Origin of the sequence: Campylobacter concisus (assembly GCF_902460675.1) — a bacterium.
GTDB classification, from domain to species: Bacteria; Campylobacterota; Campylobacteria; order Campylobacterales; family Campylobacteraceae; genus Campylobacter_A; species Campylobacter_A concisus_AJ.
In genome coordinates, this window is the sequence record NZ_CABPUQ010000002.1 from 1 (window position 1) to 19,012 (window position 19,012).

At 35.6% G+C, this 19,012-nt stretch carries 16 protein-coding genes and 1 rRNA gene; 7 read left to right on the forward strand and 10 right to left on the reverse strand.

From position 1 onward, the window contains the following. The first annotated feature begins 51 nt into the window (after positions 1 to 51). The 4 genes from rrf (at position 52) to F3G88_RS08755 (ending at position 3,385) form a co-directional block, all read left to right on the forward strand. Positions 52 to 170, forward strand: a 5S ribosomal RNA gene (gene rrf, locus F3G88_RS08745). 1,427 nt (positions 171 to 1,597) lie between these two features. Beyond that, positions 1,598 to 1,765 carry a hypothetical protein gene (locus F3G88_RS10320; protein WP_188117482.1) on the forward strand — a complete coding sequence of 56 codons (168 nt, stop codon included), beginning with the start codon at positions 1,598 to 1,600 and terminating at the stop codon, positions 1,763 to 1,765. Between the two features lie 9 nt (positions 1,766 to 1,774). Then, entirely contained in the window at positions 1,775 to 2,491 is a 717-nt protein-coding gene (locus F3G88_RS08750; protein ID WP_149715951.1) for a disulfide bond formation protein B, read from the forward strand. Between the two features lie 9 nt (positions 2,492 to 2,500). Beyond that, a complete protein-coding gene (locus tag F3G88_RS08755) occupies positions 2,501 to 3,385 on the forward strand; it encodes a hypothetical protein (RefSeq protein ID WP_149715952.1) in 885 nt (294 codons plus the stop codon). Between the two features lie 26 nt (positions 3,386 to 3,411). Here the strand turns inward: F3G88_RS08755 and F3G88_RS08760 are convergent, their stop codons facing one another. The 7 genes from F3G88_RS08760 to F3G88_RS08790 all read right to left on the reverse strand — a co-directional run bounded on the left by F3G88_RS08760 (position 3,412) and on the right by F3G88_RS08790 (position 12,269). Beyond that, on the reverse strand, positions 3,412 to 6,120 hold the full coding sequence (locus F3G88_RS08760) for an ATP-dependent DNA helicase (RefSeq protein ID WP_149715953.1): 2,709 nt from the start codon (positions 6,118 to 6,120) through the stop codon (positions 3,412 to 3,414). 113 nt (positions 6,121 to 6,233) lie between these two features. Beyond that, on the reverse strand, positions 6,234 to 7,118 hold the full coding sequence (gene nrfD, locus F3G88_RS08765; RefSeq protein WP_149715954.1) for an NrfD/PsrC family molybdoenzyme membrane anchor subunit: 885 nt from the start codon (positions 7,116 to 7,118) through the stop codon (positions 6,234 to 6,236). A 10-nt stretch (positions 7,119 to 7,128) separates the two neighbouring features. Then, complete coding sequence (locus tag F3G88_RS08770) at positions 7,129 to 7,767, reverse strand: TorD/DmsD family molecular chaperone (RefSeq protein ID WP_107830833.1); 639 nt, start codon at positions 7,765 to 7,767, stop codon at positions 7,129 to 7,131. 10 nt (positions 7,768 to 7,777) lie between these two features. Next, positions 7,778 to 8,329, reverse strand: coding sequence for a 4Fe-4S dicluster domain-containing protein (locus F3G88_RS08775; protein ID WP_107830835.1), 552 nt, complete (start codon positions 8,327 to 8,329; stop codon positions 7,778 to 7,780). Positions 8,330 to 8,340: 11 nt separating this feature from the next. Then, entirely contained in the window at positions 8,341 to 10,632 is a 2,292-nt protein-coding gene (locus F3G88_RS08780) for a molybdopterin-containing oxidoreductase family protein (protein ID WP_149715955.1), read from the reverse strand. A 22-nt stretch (positions 10,633 to 10,654) separates the two neighbouring features. Continuing rightward, positions 10,655 to 11,548: a hypothetical protein gene (locus F3G88_RS08785; RefSeq protein ID WP_149715956.1), complete on the reverse strand. Its 894-nt coding sequence runs from the start codon at positions 11,546 to 11,548 to the stop codon at positions 10,655 to 10,657. Between the two features lie 10 nt (positions 11,549 to 11,558). Continuing rightward, positions 11,559 to 12,269, reverse strand: coding sequence for a disulfide bond formation protein B (locus tag F3G88_RS08790; protein WP_087581439.1), 711 nt, complete (start codon positions 12,267 to 12,269; stop codon positions 11,559 to 11,561). Positions 12,270 to 12,743: 474 nt separating this feature from the next. On the opposite strand from F3G88_RS08790, the gene F3G88_RS08795 reads away from it, so the two are divergent. Continuing rightward, complete coding sequence (locus F3G88_RS08795) at positions 12,744 to 13,892, forward strand: hypothetical protein (protein ID WP_103559023.1); 1,149 nt, start codon at positions 12,744 to 12,746, stop codon at positions 13,890 to 13,892. Between the two features lie 2 nt (positions 13,893 to 13,894). Here the strand turns inward: F3G88_RS08795 and F3G88_RS08800 are convergent, their stop codons facing one another. From F3G88_RS08800 to F3G88_RS08810, 3 genes are all read right to left on the reverse strand, one after another. Then, positions 13,895 to 14,491, reverse strand: a complete 597-nt coding sequence (locus F3G88_RS08800; RefSeq protein WP_103559022.1) for an effector protein — start codon at positions 14,489 to 14,491, stop codon at positions 13,895 to 13,897. Positions 14,492 to 14,731: 240 nt separating this feature from the next. Then, positions 14,732 to 15,298: a YcxB family protein gene (locus F3G88_RS08805; RefSeq protein ID WP_149715957.1), complete on the reverse strand. Its 567-nt coding sequence runs from the start codon at positions 15,296 to 15,298 to the stop codon at positions 14,732 to 14,734. Between the two features lie 20 nt (positions 15,299 to 15,318). Continuing rightward, positions 15,319 to 16,161 carry a DUF3737 family protein gene (locus tag F3G88_RS08810; RefSeq protein WP_149715958.1) on the reverse strand — a complete coding sequence of 281 codons (843 nt, stop codon included), beginning with the start codon at positions 16,159 to 16,161 and terminating at the stop codon, positions 15,319 to 15,321. Positions 16,162 to 16,274: 113 nt separating this feature from the next. Between F3G88_RS08810 and dcd the strand changes: the two genes are divergently transcribed. Then, complete coding sequence (gene dcd, locus F3G88_RS08815) at positions 16,275 to 16,835, forward strand: dCTP deaminase (protein WP_002939953.1); 561 nt, start codon at positions 16,275 to 16,277, stop codon at positions 16,833 to 16,835. A 196-nt stretch (positions 16,836 to 17,031) separates the two neighbouring features. Further along, positions 17,032 to 19,011, forward strand: coding sequence for a motility associated factor glycosyltransferase family protein (locus tag F3G88_RS08820; RefSeq protein ID WP_149715959.1), 1,980 nt, complete (start codon positions 17,032 to 17,034; stop codon positions 19,009 to 19,011). The last annotated feature ends 1 nt before the right edge of the window (position 19,012 follow it).

A 19,012-nucleotide genomic window follows, 5' to 3' on the forward strand; every position in this document is an offset into this window, starting at 1 on the left:
ATCTAGTAGTGTTAAATAAGAGATTTGCTAATATATCTTTTATTTAACACTGCCCGTGACTATACAGACGAGGAAACGCCTTGCTCCATCTCGAACCAAGAAGCTAAGCTCGTCCTGGCTGATGATACTCTCCCTTACTGGGATGTTGGAAAAGTAGGTCGTTGCGGGCTTTGTTGTTTATCTGCTTGGTTCTTATATTTTTAATCCTAGTTTTTATTATTGTTACTTTCTGTTGAGTGCAAAATATTAGTTTTTATTTTCTTATTTCTTTTTAATTGGTTTTTATTGATTAGGTATAGTAAGGCTTTTATGTTTGTTTTTATACTATTGGGTTATTTATCTTTTTAAATTTATTGTTTTATTGGTGTTAAGGGTTGTTTATTTGCTAGATTGCGGTTGATGTGATGTAAAAAATGGCTTGTATAATGCTGTTTTTATAATTAGTGGGCAATATTTTAATGGTTTAAAAATAAATTTGTTGTTTATGAAGTAAACTTTTAATGGGAAATTGTAAGCCAATATGGAAGATTTATTTTATTGGGTATATAGTTCTTATTTTTGTTTGAGATATGTTGCTTATTATCGTTTGGGTAGTTATTGCTTTTTGGCTGGTGTGGTTAAAATGTAATACGTATAGATGCTTTATAATTTTAAATAAAAATGTATTTATTAAATAGTAAAATATAGGTAGAGTAAATTTATGCTTCAAGGTTAAAACTCTACAAAAAGCGCTATTTGATGACGCAAAATTTTAATCCAATACAAAAGACATAATAGATGCATGACTAAAAAAACAAAAGCAGGTGGTGGTATAGCTATAAGTATTGGTGACAAGAGCTAGAGCGCGAGACAGCTAAAAGAGCATAAGCTAGATATGGAGTATGCTATCTTTGGTCTTGGACGTGATGCTGATGTTAAAAAGAGTGTCTTTAAAGCACTAAACTGTTAGAACGGATGCGGGAGCTGACGAAATGGCAGGCTTATTTTATTTCTTGGCTAAAGGTGCGGCTATATTGGTTGGCAACATAGGTGTTAATGTTGTGTTTTTAGGTTTGACGGACTGGAGAGTATTCTATCTTAGATAATTTATTAACGGTTTTGATGCTTGTTTTTGTTAAAATTTAATCACTGATAATTACTAACCAGCTATAAGTAAGTATAAATATTTTAAAGCCTTTTATTTGAATGTGTTATCTTAATATTTTGGACGAATACACAACTTCAAAAGATGTGTTTATTAGTGCTGATCTAAAACCAGTTACCAAATAAGATAACAACTCGTCAATGTAAATTTAAACATTATTTCTACCGCCAAATAATATTAAAGCTTGCTGGTAAAAGATTGAAATTTACTATTGTTAAATCAATAATTTTAATAGTTTTATACTATCTGACTTAAAATTGTTTTTAGGTACATTAATATAAAAAGCATAATTCAGAATTAATATAATAAATATTTTTAGGTAAACACATTTTATATTTGTAAATATTAAGTAAAAAATATATTTATAATAATAAAAAAATATCCTTTAAGATTAAAATTATAAATCAGGTAGTATATTTTAATAAATATTAAATTTCATATAAAGGATAAAAAATGGAATTTTTAATGGTTTTGATGTTTTTAATTGCTGGTCTATTTTTGTTGTTTAAACCAGAGAAAAAGCAGGCAGTAATGGGGTTTGGTGTTGCTGGAATGGTTGTGCTTATTATGATGATGGCATGGGTAAATAAATTTGCTGTTGTGCCAATGGGAAATTTTTAGGGGCAGGCAATGAATAATAAAAAAATTGCAAACTGGGGTGATGACGAAAAGAGATTTTTCAATCTCTTTGCAGCTGCTGCCCTCGCTTTGGTCGCACTTCCTGTTGGCATTGCGTGTCTGATACTTGGATTTGGCATGGGTGATAGCCCTTGTATAATGTGTTGGCATGAGAGATTTTGCATGGTGGCGATCTCTTTTATGGCGCTTATCGTTGTACGTTACGGCTTTAAGGTTAGATATCTGGTCACAATCATCTTTTTGTCGTGCCTTGGGCTATATGATGGCTTTTTACACTATAGTTTAGATGGCACAGGCGGCGGATATCTTGATATAAAGCAAGGTTTTGGACTTGAAATTTTAGGCGCTCATACGCAGTTTTGGGTTGTTGTCGTACACTTTTGTGTCATTATCTTTTTAGGTGTTATTTTGATGCTTGGTAAAAATGTTGGCAAGATCATGCAAAATAGCGAAGAAAACGCATACGGAGTTGTTTTACCAAATTTCTTATTGGGAAAGATAGCTGTGGCTGTTTTTGTGGTCATTATGGCATTTAACTGCATTCAAGCTTTTATAACAGCTGGCCCACCACCATATCTAGCATCGGCTACGCCTTCTCGCATGAGCGCTGATCCTTCTAAATGGTTTTGGGAGCTTGATCACTGGGATGAACATGAGATAGATTTTCGCGAAAGCTGGAATCCAAAACTACCAAATTTACCAAAGTAAGGATATGGAATGAAAATTTTAAATTTAATAGCACTTTGCACTTGCTTGGCATTTGGTGGAGAGTTTGATCTAAATGCAGCAAATGGTGCAGTTACAAATCTAACTCCACTAAAAAAAGCTGGACAAATAGAGCTAAAACTAAATAATAGCAATCCAGTTACAGGTCTTGACTATGATGAGGAGAGCAAAAGTTTTTTGGTCGGCACACTAAAATTTGAGCTTTACTCTATGGATGAAAATTTAGATCAGATAAAAAGCTATCTAAGAAGCACGCCTGATTGGATCATACAGATGGAAGATACGGTTGGTGCAAGCTTTTTTAAAGGTTCTCTTGGGCTGATTAGCTATAACAAAACGTATGAATTTTTCAAATTTATGCCAGATCAAAGCAAGGATGATGCAAATAAGGCGTGGAGATATTTGCATGATGGCTATGATAAATTTAGCCTTGATTTTAAGGACCGATACTACACAGTTCGTGCAAAACAGCAGTATATCCTCTCTTGGGATCACTCTGACTTCTATGGCGAATTTTTTATAGCAAGTGTGCCAGATGACATAAAGCAAAGTTGGAGTATTGCTAGTTTTAGTGATAGCGATAACCTTTTGTCTACAGAATTTATTCCGAGCTTTGATGAGAGTCTTGGCGTAAAAGAGGGCAGAGAGATAAATGACTACTATGTAACGGGTATGGATGCGAGCGGCGAGTTTGTTTATCTACTCTCGAAGCAATACTCAAGCATCCTAAAGCTTGATCCGTGCAGCAAAAAGATCATGGAGATTTATAGCTTTGAAGGCGCGAGCGATGCCCATGCGCTCGCTATCAAAGAGAGTAAATTCTACGTCGCGTCCAGAGAGGACGGTGTGAATAAAATTTTTATTTTCGAGAGATAAAATTTAAGCCGTCTTGCGGGCGGCTTTTATTTCTTTAATTTCTGCAAAAAATCAATATCTTTATTGCTGTTTCTTTTTTTGAAGCTTTCTAGAATTTTCTTTTCGACTTCCGGCGACCAATATATTTGTAGATTTTCCTTCGCTCTGGTTATTGCTGTATAAAAAATATTATGCGTTATCATTTCATCAACTTCGCTACTTATTACTACTTTTACAGTTTTGTACTCCAAACCTTGTGCTTTATGAATTGAAATGGCGTATGCCACATGGAACGGTACAACAGTTTCTTCATCATTATTTTCAGGATTCCCCTCCTCATCAGCCGTTCCGTATTGATTAACATAAAATTTTATCACCGATTTATCGCTATTCTCCAATAACTCAAAATCATACTTTTGTGCATCTAGTCCAGTTATTGATTTTTCAAGTTCAATGCTAAACCAAATTCGTTTTTCTTCAAGCTCAATATTAACAATTTTTCCTTTCATATTATTGTAAATAAGTGGTTTAAATCTTTCTACCTCATTAAACAAAATAGGATCGCCGATCTTATATCTATGAAGACCCCATTCTACAGCTTTTGCTTTATTGTTTTCTTGCAAAATAGTATTTAGGTTATTAATACCATATAATCCATCGTAATTAAGACATAAAACAATCTCATCATCACTAGCTTCAAAACTTAAATCTTCTAATTTTTGCGAATAGCTTTCTCTTTGTAAAATTTCACTAATACAATCACCAAAACTTCTTACTTCATCCCAGAGTTTTAAAAGTTTTTTGTCTTTTGTTCTATATGTTTTTTCTAATGTAAAAGTTGCTTTATCAAGAAAACTCTGAGCGATTTTAAACCAATTGCCAAATGATATCGCTTCTATCTGATATATGTCTCCTACTAAGAGAATGAGCTCAAATTTTACTTTATTGAGTACTTTTTGCATATCATCATTACTTATTGTACTACATTCATCGATAATTAAAACATCGCATTTTGTGTCTGTACCCGCTATTAATTTAGCAACTGTTTTAAATTCACTTTTTGAGCTCGCAGCAATACGTCTTTTTAAATTATCTACAGCAGTATTTGTATTGGCTAAAAATATTTTACTATTTTCTTTAAAAAATTGTGATACGTAATCAATTAAAGTCGTTTTACCAGTACCGGCTGCGCCATAAATCAAGGCGACTTTTGATTTCTCAAATAGATTAATAACAATATTTTCTTTTTCTTTATCATCAATTAGCGTCAAATTGTTCTTTATCCACTCTTTTGCAGAATTTGAGTAGTTTTGAATACCGCCCTGCGTCAATTTGTCAAGCCCATCAATAATTTCGATAGATTTTTCGACATACTCTTTGATATAAAAGTGACTTTGAAATTCCTCAATTCTCCTACCGGTATGCCCTTTGGGATTGTTTTTATTTCCTGGCCATAATTTTGAGTTAAATTGAGATCTTAGATTATCTATATTGTTAAAATTAAATTCCTTTTTATCAACAAATAAGCTTCCGCTATTTTCAATCCTACTTTTTACTGCCCTAGCAAATAATTCATGCTCTCTTCTGCTTGTATCCATACATTCTAACAAATCATAAAAGCTAGGATTGTGATTTATTAAAGATGTAGCAAACGGCATTTGCTCAAATGGAAGACATTTTGAATTTAGTTCTAAATTCAATAAGCGTCTGTCTTCATTATTTGGAAGTTGCTTTTTTATTACTTGATTACGTAAGTTGTGTAGTAAATACCTAATTGTATTTCTACCATCTCCAGTAGTTGTCTTTGCCTTATCTAAAATATCAAAAATATGTGAAACATGGCCCTTAGAAATAATATTTCTTTTTATGTCTTGGTAGTCATATCTATCAATCAAATCAACTAAGCTAATTTCCTCACGTGTCAAAAATTGCATTAATTCTTTATATTCGTTTGTTTTACTTATTTTTTGACTAAGTCCAAATATCTTGCCAAAATTTTGTAATTCAGCCGGCCTAATAGCAACCTCCAAAAAGTCAATAATTTTTACCTGCAGTGATTTGTTTAGAATTTCTATATTTTCATTACGAATCCATAAATTGACAGCATAATTATCAAAAATTCTAAATTTACAAAATGCAATTAGTTTATCAAATTTGCTAAAATTATCAACAGCATTAACAAATGTTACCTCATAATAAATTTGTCCTTTTGCTATGAAAGGCTTGACTTTTGTCACATAGTAAGCATTGCTTTTTTTGTCGGAATTACTTAAATCACTTTGATTCCCTATCTTTTCTGCAATTTTTTCATAGTATTCCATAAATTTTTTATCTAAATTAAGTGGAAATTTACTTAAATTTCTAAGAACTTCAATGTCGTATTTTTCTTTTAAAAATTTCTTGCATTCAACTAAAAATAAAAAATATTTTAACATCAAGCGTTCAGATGAATTTTCACTAAGCATATAATGCGAAGCAGCCTTTTGTAAAAAATTGTGGAAATTAACCAGTAACGCATAATTTCCTTTTCTTGATCTTACAAATTTAAGAGCATTTTCATTAATTACCTGCTGATACTCGTTGGTATCTATTTTTTCTTCACTAGAGTGAATTTTTTGAAAAATATACTCTACTAAATTTCTAAGCTGAGATAAGATAGCTTGGCTAACAAATCCTCGCTCGTCACACAATTTGTTGTTCGCAAGATTTTTATCTATATTTTCACAAGTTCTTAATATTTGGTCCTCAAAATCCATGTTTATTCCTAAATAAAGTATTTACGTATTTTATCGAATCTTTTAAAAATATTTTTAAGATATTTTAATAGGTCGGACTTTCATCCGACCCAAGTATTAGGAAAAGGGAGAAACTAAAATATATAAACCGCGCCGAGAACGATAAATGCTCTTAGGCAAAAACCGCCGATTAAAACACCATATTCATTATATACACAGCTTTTGATGCCTTCGCTACATCCGCATACTGCTCCATCTTTTGTCACGCCACATCTTTGTAGCATAAATTTACTGCCGCCAATTAATGGCAGTGCAAGACCAAGCACTATAAAGCCTATCCAAAACATCGGTGCTAGAGAGCCTGATACTATTTTGGTTATGCTAGCCATGCCAGCAGCTTCGTTTCTAACGCTTGCAAATAGCATCAAGAGGGCAAAAATTTCAAGTGCCACCAAAATAGTGTGAAATTTATGCGACTCGTGGCTCAAAATGCCGCCACCACTTAGCACAGATATAGCGTTTGCGCTAAGACCTGTTGATATGGCTGAAATAGTAAATAGTATCGGTAGCCATATGCTTGCCCATAGTGGGATCGCTTTTACAACATACAAAAGTAGTCCAGTATAACCCATCACTCCAATTGCAAGTAGCGAGCCAAAACTAAGCATCATATCGCAAATTTTGCCACCTTTTTTAACTTGTAAAAGCACGAGCACGCTAACTATTATGAAAAATGTTAGAAGATATGTGCCGATACTCATTATAGAAACTGGTCTTGTGTAAAGACCTATGATCTTAGCTGGATTGATCGCCGCACTTGGTGCTAGGTCAAATAGCAAAAGTACAGTTCCAACTATGACCGCTACTGGCGCTAGCAAAAATCCAAATTTGTAAAATTTCTCATCGAGCTTGCCCAAAAAGCCTTTATAGGCTAAAGCCGAGCACAAAAATGCCCCAGCACCTAAACCGCCCAAAAACAGATATATGACTATGAGCCATCCCCAAGTTGTTTGTTCCATTATCTATCCTTTAACTCTTAAAAGTTAGAAGAGCTCTTGACTGCTCTATCTCGTTTTCAAGATATAAATTTAAAAAATCAGCAAAGCTCACATAGGCTTCTAAATTTGTAGCCTCCTTACAGCGAGAACTAAATTTATAAAACCACTCAAACGGATGAGTGCGGATGAAGTCATATTTTTTACGTAAAATTTCATCCATTTTCTCTTTTTCGTCTGCCTGTAAGGCATTGAAGCTTAGAAAGTAAAGGTATTGCAGCTCGTATCCTATGAAATCATCTGGAAATTTATCAAACTGCTCTTTACTAAGCTTTAGTCCAGAGCTTTTATAAAAGCCACGCACCTGCATAGTCTTTTCGCCAAACATCGTTTTATAATCAAAATAAACCGACTCGTATGGCTCAGCTTTTGGGTGTCTTGGCCCTACAAATAGCCTATTAAATTCATATCTTAGCTCGTCTAGCAAATTTAGATCATCTTTACACTTATTTAGCCAAAGTATGAAGTCATGATTTTTAAATTTATCACTAAAATTAAGGCTTATGCTTATGAGCTCATCTAAATTTTGCTCTCTAAGCTCTACTAAGAAAAATCGCCTTAAAAAGTCTTCAACACTAAGGCTAACGCTAAGCTTTTCTTTGACCTTATCCATCTTTTACTCTTTAGTGTATGAAATCATTTCGCTTCATTCTTGGATAAAAGCGGATATTTGGCTTGGTAAAGAAGTGTTTAAAGCCTGGCATCTCTTTTTGCATACCAGCGCTGTCGCTAACGTTGCTATCAACTAGTTTTAGTACTCCACACGGACAGCCTGCTACGCAAGCTGGCTCTTCGCCACGCTCAAGTTTTTCAGCGCAGAGATTGCACTTTTGAGCTTTACCGTCTTTACCTTTTGTGATAGAGCCATAAGGGCAAGCCATCAAGCAGTATCCACAGCCTATACACTTATCATGAAGTGGCTGTACGACACCATTTTCTAGCTTGATATATGCTCCAACTGGGCAGACATCCATACAGGCTGGCTCGTCGCAGTGGTGGCAAGAGTGAGTTATAAAGATCTCTTTTTCTATGCCATCTTCATGTATCATAAGGCCATCAACATGTCTCCAGTTGATGTCTGGATCTTGGTTGTGATAGACTTGACATGAAATTTCGCAAGCCTTGCAGCCTATACAAAAGTTATAATCAAATAAAAAACCTTGTTTTCTTTTCATCTTAGACCCCTTTACATCTCTTGTTTAGCTGCTTTTTTTACTTCACAAAAGCTAGCTGTATAAGTTGAGCCATTTCCTAGATCGCTAACGCCGTCAGAGCAAAGTATATTTGCTCCAGTTCTTGATTTTGTCACTTTTACCCAGATGTTGTTCCACGCATAGACTATGCCTGGGTTCATTTGATTTGTCTCGACTGCTGTAAAGACGGCTGTACCTTTTTCGTTTGTTGCCTCAACTGTATCTCCGTTTTTGATACCGCGTGCTTCCATGTCTTCACGTGTCATAAATAGCTCAGCATTGCCTTTAACGATAACCCTTTTTAAGATATAAGGCATATTGCCCCAGTTTGAGTTATCTTGGAGCTGAGTACCTGGCGTCATGAAATAAAGCGGATATTTTTTGAGATAGTCTTTTCCAAATTTATTGCTCTTTTCATAGTAGTCCCAGTCAGTTTCAAGGTCTATTACCGGATGATATCCTGCGTCTTTAAAGGTTTGTGAGTAAAGCTCGCATTTTCCACTCTTTGTGCCAAAAACTAGTTTGTCTTTTGGTGCATAAGGGTAGTATGGGAACTGATCCTTCATCGTTTCAGGTGTTCTAAATGGTTTGATCCAGCCGACTGATTTTAGTTTTTCATAGGTGATGTTTTGCTTTTTGGCAAATTCTGTATCCAAAAAGCGTCTGCAAACCGTTTCACTATCCCAGTTAAAGCACTCTTCTGTATAGCCCATAGCTTTTGCAAGAGCGTTAAAGAACTCTAAATTTGTCTTAGCTTCGCCAAGAGGTTTTACACTTTGAGCGTTGTAACAGACGTATCCAGAAATTTGGTCGTTTTGGATATCCTCACTCTCCATAAATGTAACACCAGGTAGAACATAGTCAGCATAGTCACAGGTATCTGTTTCGTAAGGATCAATTACAACCAAAAAGAAGTCATCGTCCATTACACGCTTTTTGATCAAATTTGTATTTGGTGCTGTTACCATTAAATTTGAGTTGTAGTTGATACATGCTCTAATGACCGTGTTTATAGGCTTGTCAAGATATGTTGGATTTTCTTTTTGTATGCCTTTACCAAATTCTATATAGCTTACTTGCTGTCTTTCTATCTTTTTGCCATCTTTATCTTTTGGAGAGAGATCTGGCATGCAGTTGTCGAAATTAAAGCAGCCTTTTACATGCACATACGCCCAAAATAGTCCGCCACCAAGCTTTGTCAAGGCGCCAGTTAAAACTGGTAAAAATGTAACCGCACGAACAAGTCTTGCTCCGTTAAAGTGTCTTTGTCCGCCATCGCCGTGCATGATAGCTGGTGCTTTTGCGTGAGCGTACTCTCTAGCAAAAACTTTGATCTGATCCACGCTTGCTCCGCACATCTCAGATAGCTCGCCATAGGTGTAGAGTGAGCACTCGTGCACTAGATCTTCAAAGCCTGTTGTGTATTTTTCTACAAATTCATGATCATATAGATCTTCTTCTATTAAAAATTTACAGACCGCTAGACAAAATGCAGGGTCACTAGATGGTTTTAGCTGGATAAACATATCTGCTTGGTTTGCTAGAGGAATTCTTATTGTATTTATAACGATGATCTTTCCGCCTCTTTTTTTAACGCGGTGAGCAAATCTTATCCAGTGTACGGCTGTGTAAGCTTCGTTTGATCCCCAGCTGATATACATATCGCTCTCATCGATCTCAAGTGCATCTTTTGAGAAGTCAGTACCTATAACGCTAGGAGTGCCCGCGTATCTTGGCCAGTCACAAGGGTTTCTAACAAGCCTTGTAGCTCCATATTTTTCAAAGAAATTTCCTGGTGCGATAGTTTTTGAGATATGTCCCTCGTTGCCAGAGTAGACAAACTCGGTCAAGGCTTCGCCGCCAAATTTCTCTTTTATCTCAGTTAGCTTTGCAGCTATCTCTTTTAAGGCTTGATCCCAGCTTATCTTCTCCCATTTCCCTTCGCCTTTTTTACCGACTCTTTTCATAGGGTGCATGATGCGATCAGCGTTATATAGGTGCATGGCATAGGTGTGACCCTTGACGCAGACTGTGCCTTGCGTTAGTGGGTGCTTTGGATCGCCTTTTATGCTTACCATTTTGCCATCTTTTATCTCAGCGATCATCGAACAGGCATCACGGCAGTTTCTAGGACAGGTTAGGTAGTAGTACTCTACATTTTCCTCGTTCTTATAGGATTTTGGGTTAAAATCCACCTCAAATTGCTCCATACCAAATAGGCTAGGAGCTGTCCCAGCTGCTGCTAGAGCCGCTCCGGTGCCTTTTAGGAAAGAACGTCTTTGCATGTTTTCTCCTTAAATTTGATAGCTATTTCACCTCAAAGATAAAAACTTTATTCTCTTTGCCTTCTCGTGAGAAGATGTAAAATTTATTATCTTTGATTGCTAATGCTCTTGGGTTATTTACCCCACTAAAACTAAATGCCTCGTCTATCTCTTTGGTGGTTAAATTTAACTTTAAAATAGTTGAGAAATTTTTGCTTAAAAGATAGAGCGCACCAGGCTTCACATCAACACCAGTAATGTAGTAGTTGTTTAAATTTTTACCCTCTTTTAGCTGCAAATTTGCTCCAGCTTTTGGCATAAATTCTTCTAAGATCATCTTATCGTCGCCGTCAAATATAGCGACACTCCAGTAGTCTCTAACGTCATTTGGCACGCTAGCTGTGAAAAATTTATTCTCACTTTCTAAGTAGTCCCAGCCTAAGATGTACTGCTGTTTTGATCTGATGGTAGAAAATCTGCCCTTGTTGCCAAGGTCATTTAGCTTCCATGCGTCATATCCAGCCAATAGGTGCCTCCACTGGCTATTTTGCTCGTCTTTGCTAAGGTTGCTAGCTGGCTCATAGAAGACAAAAGTTTTGTTATAACTTATCATGCCAAGCTCTTTTTTATACCAAGTAGCTCCGACTGTTGCCTCCATCTCCATTATAAAATGGCGGTCATGCTTAGCATAACTTAGAGGCTTTAAATTCTCATCTGCGATGTAAAATTCATTGTCGTTTGAGACAATGGCAAAGTGCTTTTTGCTCTCATCGTAGTCGGCTCCAGTTATTGCATTATCATTTTGCAAATTTAGAGTGAGCGCATCTTTAAGACCTAGCTCTTTTACGTTTTGGATCGCTCCATTTTTACTATCCATGTCAAAGTTAAACCCAAAAGCAAGGCTTGCCAATGCGACAAAAAATATTAGTTTTTTCATCTTTTACTCCTTACTTTGCTAGGTCTGGAAGCTCAGGGTTCCAGTCAAATCTAAAATCAAGCGAGCTATCCCAGTGGTCTTTCTCCCAGAACCATTTTGAAGGATCAATACTCATCCTTGGTGGTGTGCTAGATCCTAGATATGGTGGTGGACCAGAAGCTATAAAGGCTTGAACGCAGTTTGCAAGGATGATCACAATAAAGACTAAATTTGCAAATTTGCCAAGTGGTAAGTAGCTTAGAAAGTTGCCATATTCGCCATTTGAGCTTTTTTGCATTATAAGGCCCAAATTTTTGCTAAACAAAAATATAAAAGCCAAAAATATGATCACGCAAAAATCAACAACCATAACCCAAAACTGAGTGTGGGCACCTAAAATTTCAAGGCCAAAACCTTGTTTGATGTCAAGATAGCCACCAAATGTTCCATCAAGGCTGTAGTGGATAAAGCCATTAAATATGCCCCAGCAAGCCATTAGTAAAAGTGCTGCTAGATAGCCAGGCTTTAGTCCGTACCTGATGATAAAAAGCGCTATTAGGCTAATAGCTATCATCGTGATCCTCTCGGCCCAGCACATTACGCAAGGGTTATCACCTAGTCCAAAGCCAAGCACCAAGCAGGCGATACCAACTGGAAGTGCCACAAGAGCAGTGATGGCTAGTGACATAAGGTTGAAAAAGCCTTGTTCGTTTGCTGGGATTTCGTTTTGTTTTGTTTGCATCTTGCCCTCCTAAAAGTTGCCTATTGGCAAGACTACCCATAAATTTACGTAAAATTCTAGTGCAACTAGTATTACGCACCCCAAAGCCATACAGGACGTTGCTATTTTCTTCATTTGTGGCTTTATGTATAAGATAAGCCCACTAATCAGAAATAGCGTCAAAATTAGAAATTCCATTTTGAGCTCCCAATTTGTAAATTTTCAACTACAAGCATGCTTATCTGAGAAAAATAATATAACTATATTTATTAAATTTAGTTTAAAAAATATATTTTTATAGCTAATTTCTACTTTATATAATAAAAATTCGTAAATAAAAATAGATTTATACAAAAATATTTTATATAATTAAGCTATATTTAATTAAATTAATATTAATTTTTACAAAATTATTTTTATTAGTTAGCTTATAAATTCAAATTAGCTTAAAGAATAGTTATGTAATATTTTTGCAAAAGGTAAAAAGGGGTAGTAATGGAAAATATATTTTTAGAATCATATGATGTTTTTAAGGTATGTAAATCCCCAAGCAAATTAAAAATTTATGATGAATTTTTGCAAAATAACAAAAGGTACTCTATAACGCGTTGCTACTACGTCATCGTGGTGGATAATACATTTTTAACCTACTCGCATCTAATGGTCTATGAGCAGCTACTCTATCTTTTGTACTCACAAAATAAACTAAAAAATGGCGACTTTTCGCTCACCCTTAAAAAAGCAGAGCTTGCTAAGAAATTTAAAACAGACATCACAAAAAGTGCCACAGATACGATAAAGTGCTTTTACGAGATGCAAGATGTGAAAATTTCGATCTTTGTAAAAGATAAGATCGAAAAGCAGATGAATATCATCGAATTTATAGACGCAGATCAGACTGAAAAGTATGGCGAGCTACAAGATGAGATAAATTTGAGGCTAAACCCAGAATTTGTAAAGCTCTACCGATGCATCTATCTTGACAAGATCGAGTATTTAAACAGCTTTGATATAGAACAAGGTAGCTTCATAAGATACTTCATGCAGCACGAGCTAGATGGCGGCGTAAGAAGCTCGGCTATCATCGATAAAATGGGCGTTTTAAACTATTTGCCTTTTGCTTATAAAAAGCGCTTTGAGCAAGAGGTGGCAAGCGTTAGCTTTTATTATAAAAATGAAAAATATGAGATAAAAGATGGCTTTGTAGTCGTCACAAACCACGAAAATAGGGTGATGGATAATCAAAATGCTTCTATCGAGCTCTTTGGTCTTATCTACGAGCAGATCACTAAAAATTGCACTAAAAACATCGTACTAAGTGATGCAAATTTGCAAAATTATTACGCAAGGTTTGGTAAATTTGAGACAAATCAAACTATCTTTAAAATTTTTAGCAACATGGAGCTCATGCTAAATCACTCAATGCAAAAAGAAAATGCCAAAATTTCTTTCTTCTCTCACTTTTTTGAAAGCATAGTCTGCAAAAGAGATACAGAGCTTGAAATTTTGATCGAGCTAAATCAAAAAGGCTTTGAGTATATCATCTCGCGAAGTGCAAATTTAGACTTTTATAATGTTGAGTCAGCTGACTACGGACTTACTTCATATCCAGCTAGCTCGTGTGCGGTGGGTGGAAATTTCTAAATTCAGTTGATTTTAGCTTTTAGTTTGGCGATCACTTCGTCAAGCTTGCCGCTATCTTGAGCGTTTTTTAGGCATTCGTTTATCTCGGTCATCTTTTTGGTAAATTCGTTTTTTATAATGCCAGCCACAAAGTCCTCGCTGTTAGTCTCGTCTAAGATAGGATACATGTCTCGCCAGATATCTTTGATCCACCAGCCACATTTTGATATGCAAGGAAACTCTTTAAGCTCGCCAAGTTTTAGACTCATCATAACCTCATCAGAGTGCTTGATATCGTCTGTGACAAAGTCTTTATGCGCGCTATCAAAGCTCGTAAACATGCGGTAGCCAAGGCTTGATACGTTGTTTTCAGAGCAAATTCTAAACTGAAAAACATTATCTTCATAGTCTAAATTCGATATGCAAATTTGATGTTTTTGGGTGAAATTTGGAAATGAGTTAAACCTTTTATCATCTATGTCAAGCTGCCACTTTGAGCCACTATCGCTAGTTAAAAACTCTTTAAAGCTTAGTTGCACAAATTCTTTATAGCTCATCTCATCAGCTGTGAAAAAGTCATAGTTACTACTGTTTTTTTCTTTAAAATCTTTAAATTTCATATCATTTCCGATCAAAAAAGTGTAACTATTTTACTACTTCTTAGGATAAAAGTTATTAAATTTTACGAAATTTGTAAGATCTTTTATTAGCGAGCTATTTCGGCTTTAGAAATTTAAGTTGTGTAGCAAATGTTTTTTTAAAAACAAATCAAATTTCATCCGTGATGATCTCTATATTTTTAGAGATTTTATTCTGAATATAGCCAGCAAATTTAATTCATAACGCCTAAAAATTTGTTACTAAATTTGGTCTATCTTTTCTTTTAGAAATTCCAAAATTTCTTGCGCTTTTTCATTTAGTGACTCTTTTGGGATATATAAGAATGAGCCTTCTTTTAAGATCAAAGCTACAAAATCATCCGTTTCACAAGTGCCAAGAAACGCACTAAACGAAAAATGAACCGTGCTATTTTTTGTGATAAACAAGACCTCATCATCATATATAACGATCTTCTGCTCGCGCTCAACATCGATGTTTGAGTAAATGGCTCTAGTAAATAAAACCGGCTTAACGACGGCCGCATAAATATAGAGCAAGACTATGCCAACGCACAAAACGATGGCTAAATTTCTTGCCAAAGTAGAGACATCGTCCATGTCAGAATATACTATTAACTCGTGCCCAGAAATGTCAAAAAGCACAACCAAAGCTACTCCACATAGCGCAGCAAATGGTAGTTCAATCATTCTCATTAAAAATACAAATTTATTCTTTTTATAGACGGTGCGTGAGACTTCGCGTAGTAGCTTTTTAAATTTAGCATCATTTTTTATACTAAATTTCGCTCTAAATTTTTCATTTTGCATTTTATTCCTTCAAATTTTGTCTAAATTTCATCGGTGATTATCTTTATCTTGCTTGCATCAACCAAACTGCCGTTTATGATGATCTCCTCTATCTTGCCAGCTCTTATGACGCCACTTTTTGGATTTTTCACGCTTTTTATGCTGCTTTTTGTGCTCACATCGACGCTTGAATATTCAAAAGCAAGGCTTGTATCCATAAAAGTGCAATCTTTCACGACCAAATTTTCTACGTAGCAAAGGGCTTGCAAGCTCTTTATCGTGCAGTTTATGAGCGTCACATTTTTAGCGTTCCAAGCTAGGTATTCACCTGAGATGAAGCAGTTTTGCGCGAGCACGTTTTCACAGTTCCAAAAGGCGTCTTTTGAGATGAGCTTTGAGTTTGTGATGAGAAGGTTTTTGCAGCTATCAAAGCAGTAGTTGCCGTCCAAGCTTAGCCCATCAACCTCCAAATTTTCGCTATTTGCCCCGAAGTAATCCCCTTTTGCAAAGACGTTTTTTATCTTCACGTCTGAGCAGCCCCAAAGTGTCTCGGCGGCGTCTGAGAAACTTACATTTTCAAGTAAAATTTGCGAGCTTTTTCTAAAGCTTTTTGGCGCATTTATGAGCACGTCTTTAAAGCTTAAATTTGTGCTGTACCACATGCCAGCCCTTGCCAAAGGCTCGAGGTAGCCGCCATTTATAGTGATGTAGCTTGCATACCAGAGCGGATACTTGTAGGCAAAAACGCACTCATTTAGCTCTAAATTTGAGCTGTGCTTTAGCGGTGACTCGCCTTCTTCAAAGATGCAGTTTATAAATTTTGCCCCTTTTGCGCCAAACATCGCTCGCTCGCCAGTGAAAATTTCTGCGTTTCTCTCTTGCATTTTTGTCCTTTATGAAATTTTGCTCTCAAAATTATACTAGTTTTACTGCAAAGTGCCATTAAATTTACTTTAAAGACGCAAAGCGTTATAATCGCCCCAAAAAAGGAGCAAAAATGGGTTTAAAATCAGACTCTTGGATAAGGAAAATGTCGGTTGAAAAGAAGATGATCGTGCCATTTGCCGAGGAGCAAGTGGGCCGCGGCGTCGTTAGTTATGGCGTTTCTAGCTATGGCTATGATATCCGCGTGGGCGATGAGTTTAAAATTTTCACAAACATCGGCGGAACCGTCGTTGATCCAAAGAATTTTGATGAGAAAAATGTGGTCGATTTTAAGGGCGATGTCTGCATCGTGCCGCCAAATTCTTTTGCTTTAGCACGCACTATCGAATACTTTAACATGCCTGATAACGTGCTAGCGATCTGCCTTGGCAAGAGCACATACGCAAGATGCGGCATCATCGTAAATGTGACGCCTTTTGAGCCGGGATTTAAGGGGCATATCACGATAGAGATCTCAAACACGACACCACTTCCTGCAAAAATTTATGCAAACGAGGGCATCGCACAGGTGCTATTTATCGAGGGTGATGAGCCTTGCGAGGTGACTTATGCTGATAAAAATGGCAAATACCAAGCCCAAGAAGGCATCACACTACCTAGAATTTTGAAGTAATTTTCATGCCTTTGCGACTTTGCAAAGGCTAAATTTATCGCCCACTTTTTATAAAAACCCTAAACAATAACGAAATTTTGACGAAATAGAAGCTAGAAAGAGCAGAGCTTTGATAAACAAATTTTAAATTTGGCACAGCTTTTGCTTAAAAATTTATAAACTAGAACATAAATCAAGCTCAAATATAAGGATATACATGTCAGAGAAAAAAAGTAAAAAAGCGGCTAAACAGACAAAAGAAACAAAGCTAAACGGTATAATAAATCCGATCTTTGAAAAGAACCTACAAGCGTTATTTCAACAAGACGAAGTCTTAGCTGCTAGATTATTTAGCATGACATCCCAAAATAAATATGAGATAGTTTTAGGAAAAAATGATCCTTTGGATATAAATATCATAAACAAAGAGACGTCTGAATCCATATATGAAAATCCTGTCGAAGAGACATATAAGATGCTTGATGAGATAGAAAAAAAATACAAAAGATACCCAGGTCTTTTTTTCTATGGTCTTGGAAATGGCGTACTTTATAAAGCTCTAGCAAAAAATGTGACACATAAAAGCATTGCTATCATTGAACCAGAGATTGAAATAATTTATAGCGTTTTAAATTTGATCGATCTATCTGAAGAGTTAGAAAAAGAGCAGATAGTGCTATTTTTCTCAGAATTTACAACTCACACACAGTTTCACTATCTTATAGTAAACGCTGAGTTAGAACCCTACTCAAAGACATATAATCTAATAATACACTCTAAATTTTATGATCAGTTTTCAGATGACTATATAGATATAAACAAAAAATTCGCAGAGGCATTTTCTCATATAGTTATAGCACATGGTAACTCTATAGACGATCTTTTGATAGGTACAAGGCAAAATATAGAAAATTTGCCAGAGATGCTTAAAAACTATTGCTACCATGATCTAATCAAAAAGAGACATAAGCTAGTTGATACGGCTATAATTGTTTCAACCGGCCCAAGTTTAGACAAACAACTAGAGACACTTAAAAAATTTGCACCTTATGTAAGTATTATTAGTGTCGATGCCTCATACCCAATACTTGCTAGAAATGGCATAAAGCCTGACTATGTTACGTCTATCGAGCGTATGATACCGACATCCACCTTTTTTGAGAAAGAATACCCAGACGTTGATGAGGATATACATTTTGTTATCTCTTCTGTGACCCACACGCAAAGCGTAAAAAATATCTTACCAAGACGCTTGGTACTTACCATGAAGCCACAGCATGAAGAGAAGATGTTTGGTTTAAGAAAATATGGCTATTTGGGTGTCGGGCATAGTTGTGCAAACATGGCTTATCAGCTTGCTTATGTATTAGGGCATAAAAATATTGTTTTTATAGGCCAAGATCTTGCTTTTGGAAAAGATGGGGCAAGTCATGCAAAAGGTCATACTATAGCTCAGCCGGATGAAAATTTATATATCACAGCTTATGGTGGCGAAGGTGAAGTACGAACAACTTATGTTTGGACGCTATTTAAAAATCAATTTGAAAATGATATCGAACAGTCTAAACTCGAGAATATAACATCATATAACTGTACTGAAGGCGGTGCAAGGATAGAAGGAACAATAGAAAGACCATTTTTGGAGGTTATGAAAGAGCTTTGTGCAGATAAAAAAGAAAAGAAACTGCCAAACATACCAAAAAATAGCGAAAAAACAACAAATAACGATATGCTTAGAGCTTATAAAGTGATACAAGAAAAGATAAAAATGCAAACCTTTTTGAAAAAAGAGCTTGAAAAAGTATTTTTAGAAGTTACTCCTAGGATAGATGAGTTAAATTTACTAAGAGAACAAGACAAGATAACTCAAAAGCATTTTGATGAACTTTTAAAAATAGTTAAAAAAGTAGACAAAGCTAAAGACTTTATATCAAAAAGAAAGTATATGAAATACATACAAAATGTTTTTATGATATCGGTTTTCTACCAGGAGCTAGAGCTTGCTAAAATTTCTGTAGCACCAAGTGACACAAACAAAGAAAAGATAGATAAGTTATTTGAATGGGCAAATGCGCATAAATACTGGCTATTTTCAGCGGCTGGTGGCATAAATGCTGATATAGAAACAACAAAAGAAGCCTCTAAACCTCTTATAAAAGAACTTAAAAAACGTGGAATCTTTCCAAAAGAAGACTAAT